The sequence below is a fragment of the Polynucleobacter victoriensis genome (assembly GCF_900187875.1).
Taxonomy (GTDB): Bacteria; Pseudomonadota; Gammaproteobacteria; order Burkholderiales; family Burkholderiaceae; genus Polynucleobacter; species Polynucleobacter victoriensis.
In genome coordinates, this window is sequence record NZ_FYEX01000002.1 from 259,826 (window position 1) to 281,469 (window position 21,644).

24 protein-coding genes and 1 tRNA gene are annotated in these 21,644 nt (G+C 41.5%); 6 read left to right on the forward strand and 19 right to left on the reverse strand.

The window, feature by feature from the left end:
* Positions 1–34: 34 nt before the first annotated feature.
* Together arsC and CFR83_RS07645 are read left to right on the forward strand one after the other, a co-directional pair.
* Positions 35–388, forward strand: coding sequence for an arsenate reductase (glutaredoxin) (arsC, locus tag CFR83_RS07640; protein WP_088813468.1), 354 nt, complete (start codon positions 35–37; stop codon positions 386–388).
* Between the two features lie 136 nt (positions 389–524).
* Complete coding sequence (locus CFR83_RS07645) at positions 525–728, forward strand: hypothetical protein (RefSeq protein WP_088813469.1); 204 nt, start codon at positions 525–527, stop codon at positions 726–728.
* Between the two features lie 64 nt (positions 729–792).
* On the opposite strand, the gene CFR83_RS07650 is transcribed toward CFR83_RS07645, so the two are convergent.
* The 9 genes from CFR83_RS07650 to CFR83_RS07690 all read right to left on the reverse strand — a co-directional run bounded on the left by CFR83_RS07650 (position 793) and on the right by CFR83_RS07690 (position 6,382).
* On the reverse strand, positions 793–1,284 hold the full coding sequence (locus tag CFR83_RS07650) for a BLUF domain-containing protein (RefSeq protein WP_088813470.1): 492 nt from the start codon (positions 1,282–1,284) through the stop codon (positions 793–795).
* Between the two features lie 278 nt (positions 1,285–1,562).
* A tRNA-Pro gene (locus CFR83_RS07655) sits at positions 1,563–1,639 on the reverse strand.
* Positions 1,640–1,719: 80 nt separating this feature from the next.
* On the reverse strand, positions 1,720–2,712 hold the full coding sequence (locus tag CFR83_RS07660; protein WP_165765066.1) for an ATP-binding protein: 993 nt from the start codon (positions 2,710–2,712) through the stop codon (positions 1,720–1,722).
* 88 nt (positions 2,713–2,800) lie between these two features.
* Entirely contained in the window at positions 2,801–3,457 is a 657-nt protein-coding gene (locus CFR83_RS07665) for a response regulator transcription factor (protein ID WP_088813472.1), read from the reverse strand.
* Positions 3,457–4,077: a cytochrome b/b6 domain-containing protein gene (locus tag CFR83_RS07670; RefSeq protein ID WP_088813473.1), complete on the reverse strand. Its 621-nt coding sequence runs from the start codon at positions 4,075–4,077 to the stop codon at positions 3,457–3,459. Before CFR83_RS07670 ends, CFR83_RS07665 begins: the two co-directional genes overlap by 1 nt.
* The gene (locus tag CFR83_RS07675) at positions 4,074–4,529 is read right to left on the reverse strand and encodes a diheme cytochrome c (RefSeq protein ID WP_088813474.1); all 456 of its coding nucleotides are present in this window, start codon (positions 4,527–4,529) and stop codon (positions 4,074–4,076) included. Before CFR83_RS07675 ends, CFR83_RS07670 begins: the two co-directional genes overlap by 4 nt.
* Positions 4,530–4,536: 7 nt before the next feature.
* A complete protein-coding gene (locus CFR83_RS07680) occupies positions 4,537–4,929 on the reverse strand; it encodes a DUF1924 domain-containing protein (RefSeq protein WP_207758576.1) in 393 nt (130 codons plus the stop codon).
* A gap of 115 nt (positions 4,930–5,044) precedes the next feature.
* Entirely contained in the window at positions 5,045–5,608 is a 564-nt protein-coding gene (locus tag CFR83_RS07685) for an SRPBCC family protein (RefSeq protein WP_088813476.1), read from the reverse strand.
* A gap of 96 nt (positions 5,609–5,704) precedes the next feature.
* Positions 5,705–6,382 (reverse strand): lysophospholipid acyltransferase family protein, encoded by a 678-nt coding sequence (locus CFR83_RS07690; protein WP_165765067.1) that lies wholly within the window; start codon positions 6,380–6,382, stop codon positions 5,705–5,707.
* A gap of 140 nt (positions 6,383–6,522) precedes the next feature.
* Here CFR83_RS07690 and CFR83_RS07695 point away from each other — a divergent pair, with 140 nt between their 5' ends.
* The 3 genes from CFR83_RS07695 (at position 6,523) to CFR83_RS07705 (ending at position 9,315) form a co-directional block, all read left to right on the forward strand.
* Entirely contained in the window at positions 6,523–7,326 is an 804-nt protein-coding gene (locus CFR83_RS07695; RefSeq protein WP_088813478.1) for a UDP-2,3-diacylglucosamine diphosphatase, read from the forward strand.
* Positions 7,326–8,357, forward strand: coding sequence for a glycosyltransferase family 4 protein (locus CFR83_RS07700; RefSeq protein WP_088813606.1), 1,032 nt, complete (start codon positions 7,326–7,328; stop codon positions 8,355–8,357). The genes CFR83_RS07695 and CFR83_RS07700 overlap by 1 nt, the downstream gene beginning before the upstream one ends.
* Positions 8,358–8,466: 109 nt before the next feature.
* Positions 8,467–9,315 (forward strand): GNAT family N-acetyltransferase, encoded by an 849-nt coding sequence (locus CFR83_RS07705; protein WP_243383418.1) that lies wholly within the window; start codon positions 8,467–8,469, stop codon positions 9,313–9,315.
* A gap of 22 nt (positions 9,316–9,337) precedes the next feature.
* Here the strand turns inward: CFR83_RS07705 and CFR83_RS07710 are convergent, their stop codons facing one another.
* The gene (locus CFR83_RS07710) at positions 9,338–10,810 is read right to left on the reverse strand and encodes a Ppx/GppA phosphatase family protein (protein ID WP_088813480.1); all 1,473 of its coding nucleotides are present in this window, start codon (positions 10,808–10,810) and stop codon (positions 9,338–9,340) included.
* 202 nt (positions 10,811–11,012) lie between these two features.
* Here CFR83_RS07710 and ppk1 point away from each other — a divergent pair, with 202 nt between their 5' ends.
* Positions 11,013–13,100 carry a polyphosphate kinase 1 gene (gene ppk1 / locus CFR83_RS07715; RefSeq protein WP_088813481.1) on the forward strand — a complete coding sequence of 696 codons (2,088 nt, stop codon included), beginning with the start codon at positions 11,013–11,015 and terminating at the stop codon, positions 13,098–13,100.
* A 3-nt stretch (positions 13,101–13,103) separates the two neighbouring features.
* On the opposite strand, the gene phoR is transcribed toward ppk1, so the two are convergent.
* The 9 genes from phoR to arsB all read right to left on the reverse strand — a co-directional run bounded on the left by phoR (position 13,104) and on the right by arsB (position 21,622).
* Positions 13,104–14,399, reverse strand: a complete 1,296-nt coding sequence (gene phoR, locus CFR83_RS07720) for a phosphate regulon sensor histidine kinase PhoR (protein WP_088813482.1) — start codon at positions 14,397–14,399, stop codon at positions 13,104–13,106.
* A 57-nt stretch (positions 14,400–14,456) separates the two neighbouring features.
* A complete protein-coding gene (gene phoB, locus CFR83_RS07725; RefSeq protein WP_088813483.1) occupies positions 14,457–15,164 on the reverse strand; it encodes a phosphate regulon transcriptional regulator PhoB in 708 nt (235 codons plus the stop codon).
* A gap of 3 nt (positions 15,165–15,167) precedes the next feature.
* Positions 15,168–15,872: a phosphate signaling complex protein PhoU gene (gene phoU / locus CFR83_RS07730; protein ID WP_088813484.1), complete on the reverse strand. Its 705-nt coding sequence runs from the start codon at positions 15,870–15,872 to the stop codon at positions 15,168–15,170.
* Positions 15,873–15,898: 26 nt separating this feature from the next.
* Positions 15,899–16,678, reverse strand: coding sequence for a phosphate ABC transporter ATP-binding protein PstB (gene pstB / locus CFR83_RS07735; RefSeq protein WP_207758577.1), 780 nt, complete (start codon positions 16,676–16,678; stop codon positions 15,899–15,901).
* A gap of 59 nt (positions 16,679–16,737) precedes the next feature.
* Positions 16,738–17,601 carry a phosphate ABC transporter permease PstA gene (pstA, locus tag CFR83_RS07740; RefSeq protein WP_423808385.1) on the reverse strand — a complete coding sequence of 288 codons (864 nt, stop codon included), beginning with the start codon at positions 17,599–17,601 and terminating at the stop codon, positions 16,738–16,740.
* Positions 17,601–18,587 carry a phosphate ABC transporter permease subunit PstC gene (pstC, locus tag CFR83_RS07745; protein WP_088813486.1) on the reverse strand — a complete coding sequence of 329 codons (987 nt, stop codon included), beginning with the start codon at positions 18,585–18,587 and terminating at the stop codon, positions 17,601–17,603. Before pstC ends, pstA begins: the two co-directional genes overlap by 1 nt.
* Before the next feature lie 82 nt (positions 18,588–18,669).
* On the reverse strand, positions 18,670–19,698 hold the full coding sequence (gene pstS, locus CFR83_RS07750) for a phosphate ABC transporter substrate-binding protein PstS (protein WP_088813487.1): 1,029 nt from the start codon (positions 19,696–19,698) through the stop codon (positions 18,670–18,672).
* 154 nt (positions 19,699–19,852) lie between these two features.
* The gene (locus CFR83_RS07755; RefSeq protein ID WP_088813488.1) at positions 19,853–20,548 is read right to left on the reverse strand and encodes a hypothetical protein; all 696 of its coding nucleotides are present in this window, start codon (positions 20,546–20,548) and stop codon (positions 19,853–19,855) included.
* 51 nt (positions 20,549–20,599) lie between these two features.
* Entirely contained in the window at positions 20,600–21,622 is a 1,023-nt protein-coding gene (gene arsB, locus CFR83_RS07760; RefSeq protein ID WP_088813489.1) for an ACR3 family arsenite efflux transporter, read from the reverse strand.
* Positions 21,623–21,644: the final 22 nt, after the last annotated feature.

Genomic DNA, 21,644 nt, shown 5'->3' on the forward strand with positions numbered 1-21,644 from the left:
CATCTATTTTTCTTCTGAGTTTCTGATTTTCATCATGCTTAAGATCACCATTTATCACAACCCCAAATGCAAAACGTCCCGCGATGTTTTAGAAAAGATTCGTGAGATGGGTATCGAACCCAATGTGGTTTTGTACCTTCAAAGCCCTCCTTCAGAATTAGAACTTCGTACTCTTATCAAATCCACAGGTGAATCAGTGCGACATGTCTTACGTCAAAAAGGCACACCCTATGACGAATTAGATTTAGGCAATCCCAAATGGAGCGAAGATGAGTTGATTGCATTCATCATGAAGCACCCTATTTTGCTCAATCGCCCTATCGTGTCGAATGGCAAAGTAGCTAGGTTGTGTCGCCCCTCTGAAACTGTCTTAGATGTTCTGAAATAAAACACTTTTTGATTGGTCAAAAATTGGTGTTCTAGACATAAATTGCATTGTTTTGGTGCGTATTTTTATCTTGTATAGCCAGCCATAAATAGCTAGCCTTAACCATCATTAGATGATTTCTCAAGGGAGAGAAAAAATGGGTGAACTAGATCAAGAAAGCTATGACAAACTGGCTGCTCTTATCAAAGCGGGCGATATCAAGCTTGAGAGCTTGCGTGATATGACCTACGATGATTTAGAAGTGCTTTGCAATCAATTACTTAAATGGAAATTGTTTGTTGCCAACAAAGAATACGTTGGAGAGGCCATCGAGCAATACATGACTAGTTCACTCAACTAATCAAAGCGTCTTAGACAATAGAGCCGGCCCGTTTTTTTGGCCCTATTTGATGATTGACAACCGTTTAAAGTCTTGATTCTGTTTGATTTTGGCCGTCATTGCCAGAAGACTGAAAGCCAACAGAACGCATCAACGTCAAGATTTCGCTAGGCAGAGCATTCTCACTAGCCTTCAACCCCATCTTGAGTTCAGGAACATATTTGCTGATCTCATCTGAGCCATAGAACTTCATCGACCAATTTGAAAAGCGGCGCTTTGGTAGCTTATCAATATCAAGAACCTGAATCTCTTCATGGCGGCGATCAGCGACAATAGCGTTCCATATTGGCTCAACACAATTTGGATAACCTTCTAAAATTTGACCAAAAATACCACTGTCATAAAAAAGAACTCCGGTCACGCCAAGTTTTTTATTTTTATGAACTGCATCCTCTAGAAGGTTCATTAAACCTAGGATGCCAACGTCTGTGGTCGATTTGCTGACGTAACTTAATTCGATAAGTTCTTGAGGATTAAAACTAGAAAAATCGATCTGTGAATCTTCTGAAAATGGCATCTTGCGCTAACTAATAACTGGTCAAAATTGGTACTTTTAAAAATTGTGAAGATTCTAATAAATATATTAGACATAAGCCATGGGTATAAGCCCTATGTCTATATCAATGATTAGACAAAACTTGATCTTAATCAAGTAATCCTAACCATCATTTATTGCAAAAGCGTGACAAGACCCTGATTGGAGACGGCAAAGCAATGACTCACAACTGGTACTTAAAAATTGAGTTTTGTTCAGATTAAATTGGGTATTTTGACTGTGCCAGAAAGGCTAGAAAGTGGTCGGAGTACAAGGATTCGAACCTTGGACCCCCTGGTCCCAAACCAGGTGCGCTACCAGACTGCGCCACACTCCGACTAAGACCAATATTGTAACCTACCCGAGTGTTTTTTAGCAAATTTAGGCAGTGGATAGTCTATAAGGCCATATAACCAATCATGAAAATCTTATAGAAACACATAACCCACTTAACTCAACACTCATACTCAAATGAACATCCAACCCCTCAACCTCAGAAATTTTTTGAATAATTGACCAACCCAAACCACTGCCATATGAGTCAACCTGTCCGAATCGCTGGAATCTAATTCCCAATTTATTAACTTGATCTTGCGTTAGCCCAGGACCACTGTCTTCAATCGACAAAAAGACATGGCTTCCTTTTTGGTTCAGCGAAACATTAATTTTTCCTTTTGGGGGTGAATATCGAATCGCGTTATCTAAGATGTTTCTAAATAGAATTTCTAAAAGAGTCTTGTTCGCCCTAACTCGATACTTCCCTGAGTCATCATATTCAATTACCTGAGATTTAGCATCAATCTGAGGATAGGCATAAGCAATTTGTTGGGCAATGAACTCCGAAATACTTAAATCATCTTTTTCAAAAGTACTGACCGATGTTTCGACTCTAGACAATGCCAATAGTTGTTCAATTAAACGGCTTGCCCTATCGCAACTTTCAATCAAATTATCAAAAGCAGCTGGCTCTAAGACCTTCTCCAACCTGATCACTTCTGCTTGAGCCTTTATGGCGGCAAGCGGCGTTCTAAGCTCATGAGCGGCATCAGCAGTGAATCTTTTTTCATGCTCTACAGATACTTTTACCCTGGAGAGTAAACTGTTTAACTCATTTAACAAAGGACTAATTTCTTTAGGTAAGCCAGATACCTCAATTTTTTCTAGGGAATTCGGGCTTCTATCTGTGATTGCCTTTTGGAGCTTGGTAATTGATGAGCTAGTCAAGTAAACCACTCCATAAATAATCACGGTGAGTATTGGCAGTCCAATAATGAGGGGCCAAATCAAACCCCACAACAAGTCAATCAGTATTTCGTTTTTTTCATGCGTTATTTTGTTAATAGAAATATTTTTCTCAATAATTTTTCTAAATAACTCTTCCAGCTCGTCTCTAGCATCAAACCAGACCATGAGAGATGCCGCCACCCATATAAAGGTAACGCACCCAATGATCATTATCAGTAGGCGATTTCTTAATGAGAATGTATTTTCTTTCACACTAGCCTTTAAATTGATAGCCAACGCCACGAATAGTTTGAATTAGATTGGAGCCAATTTTTTTGCGTAAGTTATGGATATGTACTTCTATAGCGTTACTTTCAACTTCATGACCCCAACTGTATAACTGGCCTTCTAATTGCCCCTTAGTCAAAACCCTTCCCGAAGAAAGCATCAGTGCGTGTAATAAAGCAAACTCTTTTTTCGAGAGATTTAACTCTTCACCGTTAAGAGCCGCTTTGAAGGATAGTGGGCTAAGCAATAAATCTCCACACTTAATTTCATTTTGACTAATGCCCTCTGAGCGCCGAATGATTGCCCTTAACCTTGCGGCTAAAACTTCTAAGGAGACTGGCTTAATCACATAGTCATCACCCCCCAAATCTAATCCTTTAGTGATGCTTTCAACACCATCTTGAGCAGTCAACACCAATACTGGTAATGAATCTTTATCAGCTCTCAGCTCTTTCAAAACTGTTAGCCCATCCTTAAGAGGCAAACCAATATCTAGCACTAATGCGGCATAACTTGTATTTTTCACTTCATATAGTGCCGCTTGGCCATCTCGAACCCAATCAACTTGAAAGCCGTGTTTTATCAAGCCTTGCTTTAAAGCATCGCCTAAATTTTTGTCATCCTCGGCTAAAAGTACTCTCATCACCAAATTTTAAATTGAATGCCCCAAAAATAGATCACTACTAGCAAAATGATTATCGTTACCCATTTATATGGTCTTGCTCTTTGAGCTAATACGCCAACGTTTTTAGCAACTTCGCCATTCGTTTTTTGTAAGCGTTGATACATGACATTTAATACTATTGAACCCACATGAACCACAACCACAGCAATTATCAAATTACCTACCAACTCATGTATTTCACTAATTAACTCTGGGCCTATCTCATTGAATACGAGATAGCCTGTAGCCGACACTAATAGAACTAAACCCATTAGTAAATAGGCAGCAACAAATCCTACGGCATTCAATCCTATTGAAAACTCTTTGTTTCCACTCAAGATTGCTTGTATGTTTTCTCGAACCCTCAAAAACCGTGGCTTTATTGTTGTAAACCTCGCATATTTAGATCCAATAAAACCCCAAATTACTCTAAAGCCAATGATTCCCAGCATGGTGTAACCCATAGTTACATGAACAAGCCTAAACTTCTCACTTTCTTGCGTAAGAATTGCGCCCAAAAAACATATGGCTAACAGCCAATGAGTGAAAAATACTGGCGAATCCCATACCAACATTCTTTTTCTAATTTCAGCGATCATTTCGGAATCCTCACTTCATCATCGTCATAGTTGCCCTTATCTGCTGAAGTGTGACAAGCCATACAGTTTGCTTTGCTTTTTACTTTTGAGCCCTTCCATGTCGAATCACTAATCTTGCGGTGTTTTTTGATAAACCATGTGGATTCAGTAATACGGTCATTGGGTGGAGCTGACGAAACTCTTTTGTAAGTTCCCGCATTTTGATTAAGCCATTGACTTATTTCTTTTATAGATTGAGGGTCTAAGGATGCATCTGTGCCATAGTGCTTGTCTAGACCACTCATAATCTGCGCCCAAGAGTCTTTTGGTAAAAATGCTGGTGGGTACACCATATGGCATGACGCACACTCAGACTTAACTTTTTCAGGGACTTTAATGGGCATAAGATTGCCATCAGCCAATGATACTGATGAGACAGTCATCAACATTAGAAATTGATAGAACTTTTTCATATACAGCCTATTTGAGAGAGTTTAAATAAGCCATTACATCTGCTTTTTCTATAGGGGAGCATTCACGACCAAGAACGTCATTACAGTTACGCTTAAACCATTTATTGACTTTAGCCTCATCTGTAAATCTTTTTGAATTAAAAGCCGGAGCTAAGGGACTAATAGTTTTATCGGTAGAGGCATGCTTACCCTCTTTCGTGGGCGGCACCCCATGACAACTCGCACAACTCCATTCTTTGCCATGTTTACTTGTGAAAAATTTCTCACCTCTGATTGAGGAGGCAGACTGCTTAGCATCGGATGCGTACTGTTTCTCTAATGAAATAGAATCGATAGCCCACGCATTTACTGTGAATAATCCAGTTATGACAACAGCAATTGTTTTATTAATTAATCTCATAGATTCCTCCATGAAATTAATTTAGTGGTTGAATATTAAGAAATGCTTAAGATTCTAACTTTTATTAAAATAATTTAGGCAGTCCGCTAACCCTAAAGCTTTTATTTATAAGGCTTTAATTACAAGCCACTTCTATTGTTTTACGCTCGGCCGATAGCTTTGCCATGATTTTGAAGCGATCCTCTAAGCTGTTTTCAATGAAGTATTTAATAACAAACATAGGCAAGTGAGAGTCAGGCTCCAAGACCCCCTCATACCTAATCACACTTCCCAAAGTATTAGGCTCTACAAACCACTTACCAGAAAACCTTTTAGAGTCGCCTTTGATTTGAGTGAACTCTGTTCCCTTGATTGGATGCTCAGTGTATTCAATTAAGGTGTGTAATTTGACTGTGAAAAATAAAATCTTTTCCTCAGCGGAGCGCTCAACTAACACCTTATTACTGGATATCCGGGTGGGCTTAGATTCTGTCACACCGGGCACTTTTTTTGCCGCTTCGTAATCAGTTAGATAGCGATAAGCTTGGCACGCTGTCAGTGGAGTTTGATAGCTTGCTGCAAATAAAAAAGTGTCATCCTGACGGATTACTTTTGCTTGAACATTAAAGCGATCAAAATCACCATCGGCAAAACAAGATTGGCAAATCAGAAGACCGACTACGGTAATTATTTTTTTCATAAGCCAATCATAATCCGAAAAAATGACTGAGCACTAAAGATGGTGTTTGTGTATAGCTTATTTTTTATTGCATATTTCTTATTTGCTTGTTTATTGTTATGTATTAATAGTGGTGTTAGCTGCCACGATGCTTTGTATTGATTGATGAGCTCGATCTGATAGCTCCTGACGAGAATCAATATCACTAAGCGGCTCCAAGATATGCACATGCACTTCCATTTGTGATGACTTGAGCATTTTTTTGATTGAGTCAATCAAGCCCATCTCGCCAATAAAGGCAGTGATATCTGAATACATACCCCGCTCTTTGTATGTAATACAAATGGGTATGACTCTAGCCTTTGAATTAATTGCCGCTTGAAATAAATTTGATCTAAAGTTCAACACTGTCTTCCCATCTGTAGATGTTCCTTCTGGAAAGATGCACACAATTTTCTGGCTAGTAAGGTACTTGGCCATCAGATTTAAAACTCTTTTGATATCTGATATTTTTTCTCTAACAATAAATATGGTGCCGATTCTTCTAGCAATCCAACCAAAGATGGGCCACTTAGCCACATCAGATTTGGCCACAAATATCACGGGTGAAACTGTATTAATGACATGAATGTCTATCCAAGATATGTGATTGGAAACAAGCAAGGCAGATTGTCGATCGTTGAGTAACTGATGATTGCCATGAATCGTTAAACGAATCTTGAAAATGCTTAATAAAGTTCTAGACCATATCTGAATCAGTTTTGATCGAAGTGCATAAGGTAAAAATGGGAGCACGAGGCACTGGATACAAGCGCTCAGAATATGCCCTATTAATAGAAATACTTTCATACTCATAGCATCTCATATGACTATGTCACAAATGTGACATTGATTTGTCATCTTAGTTTCAAATAAGTCATGCCAAATGACTACTCATGAATCATTACAGAGCGATTTGGATCTCAGACGTCCATTTAGGCACATCAGGCTGCCAAGCAAAATATCTCCTAGATTTCTTAAAACACAATGACGCTGATAAGTTTTATTTAGTTGGCGACATCATAGATGGCTGGCAACTAAAAAAACGTTGGTTTTGGCCACAAGCTCACAACGATGTTGTGCAAAAGCTATTACGTAAAGCACGCAAAGGTACAGAAGTGATTTATGTACCAGGCAACCATGATGAAATGGCACGCCAATTTTTCGGCATGAGTTTTGGTGACATCCGTATCGAAGATGAAGTTATCCACATTACAGCTGATGGCAAACGTCTATGGATTACTCACGGTGATTTATTTGACAGCGTGATGCAATACGCCAAGTGGTTGGCCTACGTAGGCGACACACTTTATACATTTATTTTGTGGGTCAACGGCTGGTTCAACAAAATCCGTGCACGCATGGGGTTGAACTACTGGTCACTATCTCAATACCTAAAACATTCCGTCAAAAATGCAGTGAGTTTCATTGCTGATTTTGAAATGATCATGGCCAGAGAGGCACGTATCAGAGGTTGTGATGGCGTAGTTTGCGGCCATATCCATAAAGCAGAGATCAGAACAATTGACGGTCTTCTGTACTGCAACGACGGCGACTGGGTGGAAAGCCTAACTGCATTAGTTGAAACAATGACTGGTGAACTACAAATTGTTCACTGGCCAAAGATTCTTGAAGATGAAGCTGCCAAGGTTTCATTCACCCCTCAACCAGAAATAGTTCAATTAACGGAGATTGCATGATGAAGATCATGATTGTTACGGATGCATGGGAACCACAAGTCAATGGCGTAGTGAGAACACTCAAACAAACGATGCATGAACTAAAAAAAATGGGTCATGTCATAGAGATGATTACTCCATTGGAATTTAAAACGATTCCCTGCCCTACTTATCCAGATATTTCTTTGTCTCTTTTTCCGGGCAAGAAAGTTCGTCAAAAAATGGAGTCATTTTCTCCAGATGCCATTCATATTGCAACCGAAGGTCCATTAGGTATTGCAGCAAGAGCCTACGCAATCAAACACCGCTTGCCATTTACTACTGCTTATCACACCAGGTTCCCAGAGTATGTGAAAGCTAGAACAGGTATTCCACTGGCGGTTACTTATAAGTTTTTACGTTGGTTCCACGATCCATCACTCGCAGTAATGGCTCCTACAGATGTTGTTGTTAAGGATTTGGAGTCATACGGTTTTACCAACGTGGTTCTTTGGACTCGTGGCGTAGATCTAGAAATCTTCAAAATGCAAGAATCTAGAGAAATCAATACTGCTCATCCAATTTTCTTATATGTGGGTCGAGTAGCCGTTGAAAAAAATATCGAAGCATTTTTAGAACTTAAGTTACCAGGCTCTAAATGGGTGGTTGGTGATGGCCCTGCATTGGCAGGTCTTAAGGCTAAGTATCCAGAAGTTAATTACTTGGGTGTACTCCAACAAGAAAAATTAGCCAAGGTATATGCAGCGGCTGATGTGTTTGTATTTCCAAGCAAAACAGATACATTTGGTTTAGTTTTATTAGAAGCCATGGCTTGCGGTCTACCAGTGGCAGCCTACCCAGTAACTGGTCCGATTGATGTGATTGGCGACTCAAAAGCAGGCGCCATGAATAACGATCTTCGTGAAGCTTGTTTAGAGGCTCTTACCATCCCTAGAGAAGTAGCACGCGCACATGCTGAGAAGTTCTCTTGGCAAGCAGCTAGCGAACAGTTTGCTAACCACTTACGCCCAGTAGAAAGTCACACGACTGTCAAATTGGCGTCATTAGCCTGACATATAAGCCCTCTAAATTATGACCATATCGACTATCGCAGGCTAAAAAATGAGAGAACTACCTAATCCTTTATCTCTGTTCACAGAGTCTTTGACAAAAAACAAACCTATGAAAAAAACTATGTCAGAGAGAATCGCACCATTACAAAAGATTCTTCAAGAAAAAATGGGGCGCTTACAAATTAATGAGAGAGCTAAAGCTAAGCCTATTGAAGCTCCAGCAGTTCAAACTACCAAGGCAAGCCCAATCAGCGTTACTTGGGCGCGCCATCAAGATGAAGTTAAAGAAGCACAACGCTTACGCTATAAAGTATTTGCCGAGGAGATGGGCGCACGCCTTAAGCCATCAGCTGAAGGCTTAGATGTAGACATTTTTGATAATTTTTGCGAGCACTTATTGGTTCGCGATAACGAAACATTAAAAGTTATTGGCACATACAGAGCTTTGCCTCCGCATCAAGCCAAACAAATGGGTTGCTTGTACTCAGACTCTGAGTTTGACCTAACTCGTCTACGTCATTTGCGTCACAAGATGGTTGAAGTAGGTCGTTCATGTGTTCATAGAGATTACCGCTCAGGCGGTGTGATCATGGCCCTGTGGAGTGGCTTAGGTCAATACATGAAAAAGAACAATTACGAAGTGATGTTGGGTTGCGCTTCTGTGCAAATGGGCGATGGCGGTCACTACGCTGCTAGCCTTGCAAAAATCCTCAGCACAGAACAACATTTAACTGACATCGAGTACCGCGTATTCCCTCGCCTAGCTCTTCCAGTTGAAGAATTAAATAGCTCACTCGAAGTAGAACCACCAGCATTGATCAAAGGCTACTTAAGACTAGGCGCTAAGATTTGCGGCAACCCAGCTTGGGATCCTGACTTTAATACTGCCGACTTTTTAACAATGCTTCGCTTAGATGATATTCATCCAAGATACGCTAAGCACTTTTTAGCAGATTAATTAATTGCTCAATTGATTCAGATTAGAAAATCTGAATCAAAAGTTCCCGGCCGATTTTTGCCCAATCGGCCGATTCTTTTTCTAGGCCAAATTGAGTCAGTGGATTAGCTTTTGCCCACTCTTTAGGAACCCTGATAATAAAACCGTTATCTTCTTCCTTGACACTAATTGGCGGTATACCAACATCATCACGACGCCTACAAATCACGTGAGCCAGTCTTAATGAAAATAACATGCGCCAATCGATATAGGTAGAGCTAACAGAAATCTTGCCAAGCTTACCTGTATGCCCCAATAAAAGAGCTGCTAGTCTGGCCTGATCTAACTTTGAGAAACCTGGCATATCAGCATGCGTTGCGATGTATGCAGAATGCTTGTGGTAACCGTTATGAGTAATGGTTAAACCAATTTCATGTAATTTTGCTGCCCAAGAAAGAATCTGTAGGTTGTCTTTACGATCCTCGTTCTTTGGCTTGGGAAATTGATTTAAAAAATACAGCGCCACATCACTCACACGAGCTGCTTGAGCGCGATCAACTGCGTAACGTTGCATGAACTGTTCAACAGTCACGTAACGCATGTCATGGTGCTGAGATCGGCCAATTAAGTCATAGAGAACACCTAAACGCAGAGCTGCTTCCGTTACTTCCATGCGCTCAATACCCAACTCATCAAAAGCAGCCAACATAATGGCTAAACCGCCAGGCAGCACTGGCTTGCGGTCATTCTTTAAGCCAAGCAAGGTGCAACGATCGACATACTCTGCATCGATCAGGGCTTTTTTAAGTTGGATGAGACCATCACGAGTAATTAAGCCACCCATATCATCAACAGGTAAGTCATGGGGCTCGCCATTAAATCCATTTAACGCAATCAATTCAGCAATAGCACGGGCTGTACCTGATGAGCCAATTGATTGCTTCCATCCAGACTTAATAAACTGCGATGAAATAACCTGGATTTCTCGTCTAGCAGCCAATTGCGCCTGCTTGAAACTGTGCGCATCAACTAAACCGCCAGGAAAGTACTCTTGACTATGTGAAACACAGCCAATATATAAGGACTCCATCATCTTTGGTTCATAACCCTCACCAATGATGAACTCTGTGGAGCCGCCGCCAATATCCAAAACAAAACGTTTGCCATCACAAGCAGGAGCATCGTGCGAGGCGCCAATATAAATAAGCCTGGCTTCTTCTCGCCCAGCAATCACCTCAATTGGAAAGCCCAGTAGTTTTTGTGCCTCTTCAATAAATTGATCAGCATTCCTGGCAACACGCAAAGTGTTGGTGGCAACCGCCCTTACCTGCTTAGGGTCAAAATTCTTTAATCGATCGCCAAAGCGATGAATCGCCGCCAAACCACGTGCAATCGATTTTTGATCTAATTTTTTATCTTCATTTAAGCCAGCAGCCAAACGCACCGATTCTCTTAAAGTATCAATAGGCTGCAACTGAGTGCCCGATGGAGACTGAATCACACGAGCAATCACCATCCTAAAACTATTAGAACCAAGGTCTACAGCAGCAACGAGGTGTTCTTTGGATGGGTCTTTTAAAAAATTCTTCACAAATAACTAATTAAATAGGCTTTTTTAGATAGATAGCTAGATTATGACTTTAATGTGACAAGAACGTGAAAATATGAATTCACGGAAATGTCACATTATTGTCACAGATGTTTGCAACACTAATGATATGCAGACAAAAATCCCACTATTAAATAGAGAATTAGGTGTCCTTGAGTTTAATTCAAGGGTGCTAGCGCAGGCTGAAGATCCTAAAACACCCCTTTTAGAACGCCTTAGATTTGTTTGTATTGTGTCATCCAACATGGATGAGTTCTTTGAAATCAGGATGTCTGGCATCAAAGAGCAGCTCAAAAGTAGCTCTAAAAATAAAACGCCAGATGGTTTACAAATTACCGATGCTTATAAAGTAGTCACGGCACAGGCCCATGACCTCGTAGCTAGAAAATATCGCTTGCTACAAGAAGAGATTATTCCCAAGTTAAATAAAGAAGGTGTTGGATTTTTTACCAGCACCCAGTGGACCCCTGCACAAAGAGCTTGGGCTAAGAACTTCTTCCATCAAGAATTAGTTCCCCTTCTAACTCCGATTGCTTTAGATCCAGCCCACCCATTTCCAAAAGTGATCAATAAAAGTTTGAACTTTTTTGTCACTTTAGAAGGTGAAGACTCTTTTGGCAGAAAACCCAAATTAGCAGTGGTTCAAGCACCAAGATCACTACCACGTGTGGTGCCAATGCCTAAGCATCTATGCGACCAACCATTTGGTTTTGTCTTATTGTCATCATTCATGCAAGCTTTTGTGCCTGAACTATTCCAAGGCATGACAGTAACAGGTTGCCATCAATTTAGAGTGACTCGTAATTCTGATTTGTTTGTATCTGAAGACGACATCACTGACCTAAGAGAAGCATTGCAAGGCGAACTACCTACTCGCCACCTAGGCGATGCTGTGCGCTTAGAAATCACGGCAGATATGCCAGAAGATTTAACGGATTATTTACTGAAGGTTGAAAGCCTCAATCGAGAAGACTGCTACCAAGTAAATGGTCCCGTGAATTTGGTTCGCTTGGTTCAAATTCCAGATTTAGTAGATATTCCAAAATTTAAATTCCCAAGCCATCAACCAACACAATCAGTTGAGTTGGCAACCGGCGAAAGCTTACTAGACAAAATCAGTCGTGAAGACATTTTGTTGCACCACCCTTATCAAAGCTTTGATCCTGTGCTTAAGATGCTCAAGGAAGCAGCCAAAGATCCTAATGTATTAGCCATTAAACAAACGGTATATCGCACCGGTGAGCAGTCATTGGTGATGGATGCGCTGATGGAAGCTGCCAGAAATGGTAAAGAGGTCACCGTTGTGGTTGAGCTACTGGCCCGTTTTGATGAACAAACCAATATTGGTTGGGCAGCCAAATTAGAAGCAGTTGGCGCTCATGTGGTTTATGGTGTTGTTGGTCATAAGTGCCACGCTAAGATGCTCTTAGTTGTTCGTAAAGAAACGATTCCTGCAGAGGGCCGCCGCAAAGCCAAGACTGTTTTGAAACGCTATGCCCACTTAGGAACTGGTAACTATCACCCAAGAACTGCACGCTTGTATAGCGACTTTGGTTTGATGACAGCCAATCAAGATATTTGCGAAGACATGCACCACGTGTTCATGCAGTTAACTGGTACAGGTGGTCGCGTGCCTTTGAAACATCTATGGCAATCACCTTTCACGATGCATGAAGAATTAATTGCTCATATTCGTGAAGAGGCAAGAGCCGCTAGAGCGGGTAGAAAAGCTCGCATCATGGCAAAGATGAATGCTCTACTAGAGCCAACTATCATTGCTGAACTCTACAAAGCCTCACAAGCTGGCGTAAAAATTGATCTTGTGATCCGTGGTGTTTGCGCCTTGCAACCGGGTGTACCAGGCTTATCTGAGAACATCAAAGTACGCTCAATCATCGGTAAGTTCTTAGAACACCATCGCATTTATTACTTCTATGCTGATGGGGAAGAAACACTTTATCTATCTTCAGCGGACTGGATGGATAGAAACTTGTTTAGACGCGTTGAGGTAGCTTTCCCAGTATTAGATAAGAAGCTAAAAGCACGTGTCATCAAAGAAGGCTTCCAAATACTTCTCAAAGACAATGCTACTGCTTGGATCATGAATGGCGATGGCAAATACACTCAGACGAAAACTAGAGCCGGTGCAACGCCTTACATTGGTCAAAAAGAGTTGGTAAATTTACTTTGTCATTAAGGTTTAAGGAGCGATTCTCTGCTTAGGAAACACTAAGCAGAATCGACTTCCCACACCTACTGTTGACTCAATTTTCAGCTCACCATGATGGCGGTTAATAACGTGCTTCACAATCGCCATACCTAAACCAGTACCACCGGTTTCTCTTGATCTACTTCGATCAACTCTATAAAAACGCTCCGTCAATCTAGGGATATGCTCTGCCGCAATACCAGGACCAGTATCTGATACGCAGAGCTCAATCTCTTCACCAATCTGCGCCCAAGTCACACAAACTTTGCCACCCTCAGGTGTATAACGCACAGCGTTTGATACCAAGTTGCCAAACGCTGAATACAACTCCAAGTCATCGCCCAAAATATTTTTATCGCTACTCTGATCAAAACTAATTTGATGCTTGCCTTGAGATAGTCCCTCAGCATCCAACTTAAGGCGCGCCAACATGTTGGGCATATTCACCACTTGAGAAATTGGTGGCTCTGGATTGCCCTCTAGTTTTGCTAAGGTCAATAGGTCTTCGACCAGCGTTTTCATTCTGCCAGTTTGCACAGACATCATTTCTAAATACCGATCGCGCTCTTCTTCATTTAAATCTAGTTCAGAGACTGTTTCTAAAAATCCTGCCAAAACAGTCAGCGGAGTTTTAAGTTCATGAGAAACGTTTGCCACAAAGTCTCGTCGCATGGCATCTGTTTTCTCAATTTGAGAAATATCTTGAGACAAGACCAACTTCTGCTTGTCGCCATAAGGAAAAATTTGGACTTCTAATGAGAACTGCTCAAAATCACCCATACCAGTAAGCTTGACTGGTTCACGGTAGTTTTGTCGAATAATGTATTGAACAAACGCCGGCTTTCTGAGAATGTGGGTGATGCGCTGCATCGCATCACGTCTGGCATTTAAACCAAAATGTTTCTCAGCAATTGCATTGCACCACTCAATCTGATCCTCTTCATTAAGCATCACCACACCGTTGGGTGAAGCCTGAATAGCCTGGATAAAACGTTGGTGCTGCTGCTCCACTTCTAACACCTGATCACGCCAACCTTTAACTAGCTTATGGAGACGGTAATAGATTTCCCCCCAAATACCCATGGCCACTGGCACTTCACCATAGCTAGGCGACAGCAACAATACGGTCAACTTAGAGGCGTGCCAAAGTTGATGAATCAACAAAAGTGCTAAACAAATGACTGCAGTCATCCATCCCACCGTGGCTGAAAACGCCTCGCCCATCACCCAAGAAATAACAAGGGTGATGAAAGTAATTACGATGAGCCTGGTGCGCAAGTTAAGCATAAGACGAATCTTACCAAGCCTCTGAGGGCTTGGCTTGAATCAATACCGCAAAATGAATTAATTGACCGGATTTTTGGTCAGACGATAGCCACTGCCACGTACTGTTTCGATGTGGTTTTGGCAGTTTGTTGGCGCTAAAGAAGCTCTTAAACGCTTAATATGAACGTCCACTGTTCGCTCTTCAACAAACACATGGTCACCCCAAACTTTATCTAATAACTGACCTCTTGAGTGCACGCGCTCAGGATGAGTCATCAAGAAATGTAGCAATCTGAATTCGGTTGGACCCAAGTCTATGGCAACCTCATTAGTACCATCTACAGCCATCACTCGATGTGCAACAGGATCAATACGCAAACTACCAATTTGCACCACTTCATCAGCCAACTGTGGAGAGCGTCTTCTTAATACTGCCTTGATACGCGCCACTAACTCTTTAGGTGAGAATGGCTTGGTCACATAGTCATCAGCACCCGCCTCAAGACCAGCAATCTTATCCATCTCTTCACTACGCGCCGTTAACAAAATGATAGGAATATCTTTTGTTCTTTCATTGGCACGCAACTCTTTAGCAAACTGAACGCCCGACTTACCTGGCAACATCCAATCCAAAACGACTAAGTCTGGCAGGACTTCCTTCATGAGCTGAGATGCTTGCTCAGTCTGAAAAGCTCTTACAGGCAAAAAGCCTGCATGAGATAAGTTAACAGCAATCAACTCTGAAATTGACGGCTCATCTTCAACGATCAAGATACTACTTGCCATAAATTAGCTATTCGCCTCTTGTGTGAGTTGCTCGTGAGGCAAATGTCTCACGTCTGTACCCTTAACGATGTAGATAACAAATTCAGCAATGTTCTTGGCATGATCACCAATACGCTCAACTGCTTTAGCAATTGACAACATATCCAAGCCAACAGAAATTGTTCTTGGATCTTCAGCCATGTAGCTTGTTAACTTACGCACAAACGCTCTGAATTCTTCATCAATCTGCTTGTCTTCGTTCACCACTTCAGCAGCCACCTTCGTATCAAGGCGTGCAAAGCAGTCCAAGCTACGACGTAACAATGAAATCGCCATTTGGCCAGACAATCTGATTTCTGCAGTATTAATGCTGTGTGAGGCGCTGTCTTCCAAAATATGTTTTGTTCTTCTTGCAATGCGATCAGCTTCATCACCAGCACGCTCTAAGTTAGTAATGGCTTTTGAAACAGCCATCACCAAACGCAAGTCTCTAGCAGTTGGCTGGCGACGTGCGATCAATTCTGTACAAGCTGAGTCAATCGTGATTTCAAAGTCATTGACTTCACGCTCGCGGTCCATCACCTGATCTGCTAATTCAGCATCTAACTGGGCAAATGCACGCATTGCCATAGAAACCTGTGACTCTACCAAGCCGCCCATTTCTAATAATTTGCCACATACTGAGTTTAGGTCAGCGTCAAATTGTGAGGATAAGTGTTTATCTGGCATATCTATCTCCTAATTCTTATAGTTACTTAACCGAAACGGCCAGTAATGTAATCTTCTGTCTCTTTACGTTTTGGCTTAATAAACAATTCGTCTGTTTTGCCAAATTCAACCATTTCACCCAAATACATATAAGCTGTGAAATCAGATACACGTGCAGCTTGTTGCATATTGTGCGTCACGATTGCAATCGTATAGTCTTTTTTAAGTTCGTGTACCAATTCCTCTACTTTTGCTGTGGATATTGGATCCAAAGCTGAAGTTGGTTCATCTAATAGAAGAATTGATGGCTTTACCGCTACACCACGAGCAATACACAAACGTTGTTGCTGACCACCTGATAATGACAAACCACTTTGATTAAGCTTGTCTTTTACCTCACCCCATAAAGCGGCTTTAGTTAAAGACCACTCTACACGCTCATCCATCTCAGCACGAGAGAGTGACTCATATAACTTCACGCCAAATGCAATGTTGTCATAAATAGACATTGGGAATGGTGTTGGCTTTTGGAAAATCATGCCAACTCTAGAACGCAAAAGGTTCAAGTCTTGCTTAGGATCTAAGATGTTTTGGCCATAGAAGTTAATTTCACCTTCTGCGCGCTGACCAGGATAAAGGTCATACATACGGTTTAAGGTTCTAAGCAATGTTGATTTGCCACAACCAGATGGGCCAATGAAAGCTGTTACGTGCTTTTCAGCAATATCAAGATTGATATTCTTCAATCCCTGAAATGAGCCATAGTAGAAATTAAGATTTTTAATTTCTAGGGCATTCTTCAGAGCTGCCGGTTGGTTTGTATTCATTTCACTCATCATATTTCCTTGAATTGTTTCGGTATCAAATTTATTTCTCATTTTTTTGATTAACTTTGAACTTTTTTCCTAAAAACTACTCGAGTCAAAACGTTCAGACCGAGAACTACAAAAGTAATTAACAACGCCGCACCCCATGCCAAGTCAACCCAGTTGTCATAGGGGCTCATGGCAAATTGGAAAATCACCACTGGCAAGTTAGCCATTGGTGCATTCATGTTGGTAGAGAAGAATTGGTTATTTAATGCTGTAAATAACAAAGGTGCTGTTTCACCACTCACGCGAGCTAATGACAACAAAATACCAGTGATCACACCACTCTGCGCTGCTTTAAGTGTTACCGAAAATGCCACTTTCCACTTAGGCGCACCCAATGCGTAAGCAGCCTCTCGCAAGCTACCAGGCACCAATTGCAACATGTTCTCAGTAGTTCTCACCACCACTGGGATGGCAATTAATGCCAAGGCAATCGTGCCAGCCCAACCAGAAAAGTGCCTTACTTGAGCAACTAATACGGCGTACACAAACAAACCAATCACAATTGATGGTGCTGACAACATAATGTCATTCACAAAACGCGTGATCGATGCAATCTTGCTCTTAGCACCATATTCAGACAAATAGATACCTGCCATCACACCAATTGGCGTACTAATCAAAGTACAGGTTGTGACAATCAATAAGCTACCAACAATCGCATTAGCCAAACCACCGCCATCTGAACCTGGCGCTGGAGTACTTTGCGTGAACATATTCCAATCAATTGCTGAGAAGCCCTTGATAAATAGCACACTTAGAATCCACAACAAGAAGATCATACCGAGCACCATGGCGCCCATGGATAAAGTCAGACCAATCCAATTGCTGCGTTTACGTTGCTTGTAAATCGCTTGATTAAAGTTAGAAGTATTCATCATGTTTTCTTACCCTGTCCTGCTTCCATGCGAGCCAACATGATCTTCGCCAATGCCAAAACAATGAATGTGATCACGAACAAGGCCAAACCTAAAGCAAATAGAGATGAGTAATGCAAGCCTGGCTCGGCTTCACCAAACTCATTAGCTAATGTTGAGGCAATTGAGTTACCTGGGGAGAACAAAGAAGCGCTTAACTTATGCGCGTTGCCAATCACAAAGGTTACAGCCATGGTCTCACCCAAGGCACGACCAAGACCTAACATCACACCACCGATCACACCGGTCTTGGTGTATGGCAAGACAATCTTGTTCACAACTTCCCAAGTTGTGCAACCAATGCCATAAGCAGACTCTTTTAATACCGGAGGAACTACCTCAAATACATCCCGCATCACTGAAGCAATGAAAGGCAAAATCATCATGGCCAGAATCAAGCCAGCACACAAAATACCAATGCCATTAAAAGCACCAGAAAACAAATATCCAAGCACTGGGATTTGGCCAAAGGTAGCTGCCAAGGCAGGCTGTATGTATTGCGCAAATAATGGCGCAAAAATAAATAAACCAAACATGCCGTAAATGATCGATGGCACCGCAGCCAATAACTCAACAGCCGTACCCAAAGGACGTCTTAATTGCGCAGGGCAAGTTTCTGTTAAAAATACTGCCACACCAAAACTTAAAGGCACTGCAATGATGAGTGCAATAAAAGCAGTTACTACTGTGCCAAACACAGCAATCAAACCACCAAACTGACCATTAATAATGTCCCACTCAATCGTGAAGAAAAAACCTAATCCAAACTCACGTAACGCAGGCCACGCATTAATGACCAAAGAAATAATGATGCCAATAAGTGCCACAAGCACTGAAAGAGCAAAAAATAATGTTGACTGATGAAAAACAAAATCCTGAAGCCTTTGCATCTTCAGAATTTTTTCTGCTTGCGGTGTCAACATGTCAGAAGACTGACTGGTATTCATATTCATCCTAACGTTTGAACCAAAACCCGCACATGCGGGCTTTGGCCTTACCGATTAAATATTCTTAAATCTATAACTACGATTACTTCGTGCTGATCTTTGTCCAAACATTCTTGCGAATGAAGTCTGTTGTTGCGTCAGGCATTGGAACGTAATCTAGTTCAGCAGCCATCTTCTTACCTTCTTTGAAAGCAAAGTCAAAGAACTTGATCACTTCAGCTGAATTAGCTTTGTTTTCAGGTTGCTTGTACATCAAGATGAATGATGCGCCAGTGATTGGCCATGATTTAGCACCAGGAGCATTGGTAATGAATGTACCCATACCTGGAACTTTTGACCAATCTGTACCTGCAGCAGCTGCAGCAAATGTTTCATCATCAGGAGCCACAAATTGACCAGCTTGGTTTTTGATTTCCAAGAAAGTCATATTGTTTTTCTTTGTGTATGCATACTCAACATAACCAATTGAGTTCTTTACACGGTTAACGTTAGCAGCAACACCTTCGTTACCTTTACCGCCGATTGATGATGCAGCTGGCCATTTAACAGCAGCGCCTGAACCAACAATTTCTTTCCACTTTGGATTTACTTTAGCCAAGTAGTCAGTAAAGATTGCTGTTGTGCCAGAACCATCAGCACGGTGTACAACTGTGATGCTTTCGTTAGGCAACTTAACACCTGGGTTCAAAGCAGCAATTTGCTTGTCGCTCCAGTTAACGATGTAGCCCATGAAAATTTGTGCCAAAACATCACCAGTTACTTTTAATTGACCTGGCTTCAAACCATCGATATTTACCACTGGCACAACACCACCAATGATCGCTGGGAACTGAACCAAACCATCTTTTTCTAGATCTTCAAACTTCACTGGGGCATCTGATGCGCCAAAGTCTACAGTTTTAGCTTTGATCTGCTTGATACCACCAGATGAACCGATTGATTGATAGTTCAAACCAGTTTTTGTTTTAGCTTTGTATGCCTCAGCCCATTTTGCATAAATTGGGTAAGGGAAAGTAGCGCCAGCGCCTGTGATGTCGGCTGCAATAGCTGTTGTAACTGTTGAAAGTGCAATCGCACCTGCAACTAATGATTTTGTAAATAACGCTTTCATATATCTTCCTCTTTCTATGACGCACATTGCGACATAAGGGAAGATACCTAGCAATTGTGAAAGTTTTATGACATTCACAATTAGAGGATTTAAATTTAATTGATGCTAAAAATATTCAATTAAATCAATTACTTAATTTTTATGGCAGGTAAGCTTAATTGCCTAGAAGTAGGCGAATACCCAGTGAAAACCATCTGTTTTGAGTGTTATAGGATGATTTTGTACCAGTGGTCACGTCAACCTGAAATTTGTTAGGCAGTAACCAATGTCTGACGCCTGCTTGATAAGAAGGCTTACTAGCATCCTCACCAAAAGTTTCAGCTATTAAATATGTATTGGGTGCCACTTCAAACTCAGAACCCAAACCCCAAGTTCTCTTAAAGGAATGATCCAGCTCTTTTTTTGCACCACCCAAATTAAGATGTATGAGTTGTTGATCATCATTAAATGACCATGTGATTGGCACATAACCATAAACATCATGATTACTTCTATTTTGAGTAGTACTGAAATGGTGGCTATTACCCACTGCCAAACCAATACCCCAACCATTAGGCTTTAACTCACGAAAAATAGTCTTGGCTTGAATCACACGATCAGATGGCGTTGATCTATCCTCACCAGTGACCTTCGATCCACCGAGGGTTAGCTCAAAATAACCCAGTGGATTACATGCTGGTAACGCCCAATACTCATTGTGATGCTGGTAGGTTTTTACCCAAGACTCTAACTGACAAGATTGTGGATCAACAATGCGAGCATCATCTGTCATCATCGGTCTTGCAGCAAAAGCTATGCTGCTAACAAATGATGACGCAATCAAAAAGAGAAGACGGGTATTTTTAAGCATCCTGCGAATTTACAACCAAAATGTGACAAATTAGTTATTTGTCTTGAAAAATTATATTTCCTTGCAGTACCAGCCTTTAGATTGGTTCACCACTTTTACTACCAATAGCATGACAGGTACCTCAATTAAGACACCCACCACAGTTGCCAACGCCGCACCTGAGTGGAATCCAAACAGACTGATCGCAGCAGCCACAGCCAGCTCAAAGAAGTTAGATGCCCCAATCAAAGCTGATGGACAAGCCACGCTGTGCTTTTCCCCAAAACGCCGATTAAGCCAGTAAGCCAATGAAGAATTAAACAACACCTGAATCAAAATGGGCACAGCTAACAAAGCAATCACCAGCGGTTGGTTGATGATGGCTTCTCCCTGAAACGCAAATAATAGAACCAGGGTTGCTAATAATGCAGTGATAGACCAAGGACCGATTTTCTTCATGGCTTGATCAAACGAATCCTGACCACGAGATAGCAAGGATGCGCGCCACCATTGAGAGAGCAACACCGGAATGACGATATATAAGACTACCGATGTGACCAAAGTATCCCAAGGCACCACAATCGCTGACATACCCAACAAAAATGCGACCAACGGTGCAAATGCCACCACCATGATGGCGTCATTCAAGGCTACTTGAGACAAGGTGAACAACGGATCACCATTGGTTAAACGACTCCATACAAATACCATCGCAGTACAAGGCGCAGCAGCCAATAGAATTAAACCCGCCACATAACTATCGATTTGATCTGCTGGCAAGTACGGCGCAAATAATTGACGAATAAAGAACCAAGCTAAAAATGCCATTGAGAATGGCTTAACTAGCCAATTAATAAATAAAGTAACGCCAATACCGCGAATGTGATCTTTCACTTGATGCATGGCTTTAAAGTCGACCTTTACCAACATCGGAACAATCATCACCCAAATAAGAAGACCAACAGGCAAATTAACCTGGGCAAACTCTAAACCACCAATCGCCTGAAAAGTTTCAGGCATGAGTTGGCCAGCGATGACGCCAACGATAATGCACAAAAAAACCCAAAGGGTTAAGTAACGCTCAAAAATACTCATGATGTTTTCTTTTATATTGTTT

Excerpts from the sequence above, each read along its gene's own strand:
- CFR83_RS07680 (WP_207758576.1), bottom strand. The coding sequence starts at position 4,929 with ATGAGATTAATTAATAAAACAATTGCTGTTGTCATAACTGGATTATTC.
- ppk1 (WP_088813481.1), top strand. The coding sequence starts at position 11,013 with ATGCAGACAAAAATCCCACTATTAAATAGAGAATTAGGTGTCCTTGAG.
- CFR83_RS07685 (WP_088813476.1), bottom strand. The coding sequence starts at position 5,608 with ATGAAAAAAATAATTACCGTAGTCGGTCTTCTGATTTGCCAATCTTGT.
- CFR83_RS07645 (WP_088813469.1), top strand. The coding sequence starts at position 525 with ATGGGTGAACTAGATCAAGAAAGCTATGACAAACTGGCTGCTCTTATC.
- phoU (WP_088813484.1), bottom strand. The coding sequence starts at position 15,872 with ATGCCAGATAAACACTTATCCTCACAATTTGACGCTGACCTAAACTCA.
- CFR83_RS07670 (WP_088813473.1), bottom strand. The coding sequence starts at position 4,077 with ATGATCGCTGAAATTAGAAAAAGAATGTTGGTATGGGATTCGCCAGTA.
- CFR83_RS07700 (WP_088813606.1), top strand. The coding sequence starts at position 7,326 with ATGAAGATCATGATTGTTACGGATGCATGGGAACCACAAGTCAATGGC.
- CFR83_RS07705 (WP_243383418.1), top strand. The coding sequence starts at position 8,467 with ATGAAAAAAACTATGTCAGAGAGAATCGCACCATTACAAAAGATTCTT.
- phoR (WP_088813482.1), bottom strand. The coding sequence starts at position 14,399 with ATGCTTAACTTGCGCACCAGGCTCATCGTAATTACTTTCATCACCCTT.
- CFR83_RS07695 (WP_088813478.1), top strand. The coding sequence starts at position 6,523 with ATGAATCATTACAGAGCGATTTGGATCTCAGACGTCCATTTAGGCACA.
- arsC (WP_088813468.1), top strand. The coding sequence starts at position 35 with ATGCTTAAGATCACCATTTATCACAACCCCAAATGCAAAACGTCCCGC.
- CFR83_RS07755 (WP_088813488.1), bottom strand. The coding sequence starts at position 20,548 with ATGCTTAAAAATACCCGTCTTCTCTTTTTGATTGCGTCATCATTTGTT.
- pstC (WP_088813486.1), bottom strand. The coding sequence starts at position 18,587 with ATGAATACCAGTCAGTCTTCTGACATGTTGACACCGCAAGCAGAAAAA.
- phoB (WP_088813483.1), bottom strand. The coding sequence starts at position 15,164 with ATGGCAAGTAGTATCTTGATCGTTGAAGATGAGCCGTCAATTTCAGAG.
- CFR83_RS07710 (WP_088813480.1), bottom strand. The coding sequence starts at position 10,810 with ATGGTGATTGCTCGTGTGATTCAGTCTCCATCGGGCACTCAGTTGCAG.
- arsB (WP_088813489.1), bottom strand. The coding sequence starts at position 21,622 with ATGAGTATTTTTGAGCGTTACTTAACCCTTTGGGTTTTTTTGTGCATT.
- CFR83_RS07665 (WP_088813472.1), bottom strand. The coding sequence starts at position 3,457 with ATGAGAGTACTTTTAGCCGAGGATGACAAAAATTTAGGCGATGCTTTA.
- CFR83_RS07675 (WP_088813474.1), bottom strand. The coding sequence starts at position 4,529 with ATGAAAAAGTTCTATCAATTTCTAATGTTGATGACTGTCTCATCAGTA.
- CFR83_RS07650 (WP_088813470.1), bottom strand. The coding sequence starts at position 1,284 with ATGCCATTTTCAGAAGATTCACAGATCGATTTTTCTAGTTTTAATCCT.
- CFR83_RS07660 (WP_165765066.1), bottom strand. The coding sequence starts at position 2,712 with ATGGTCTGGTTTGATGCTAGAGACGAGCTGGAAGAGTTATTTAGAAAA.
- pstS (WP_088813487.1), bottom strand. The coding sequence starts at position 19,698 with ATGAAAGCGTTATTTACAAAATCATTAGTTGCAGGTGCGATTGCACTT.
- pstB (WP_207758577.1), bottom strand. The coding sequence starts at position 16,678 with ATGAATACAAACCAACCGGCAGCTCTGAAGAATGCCCTAGAAATTAAA.
- pstA (WP_423808385.1), bottom strand. The coding sequence starts at position 17,601 with ATGAATACTTCTAACTTTAATCAAGCGATTTACAAGCAACGTAAACGC.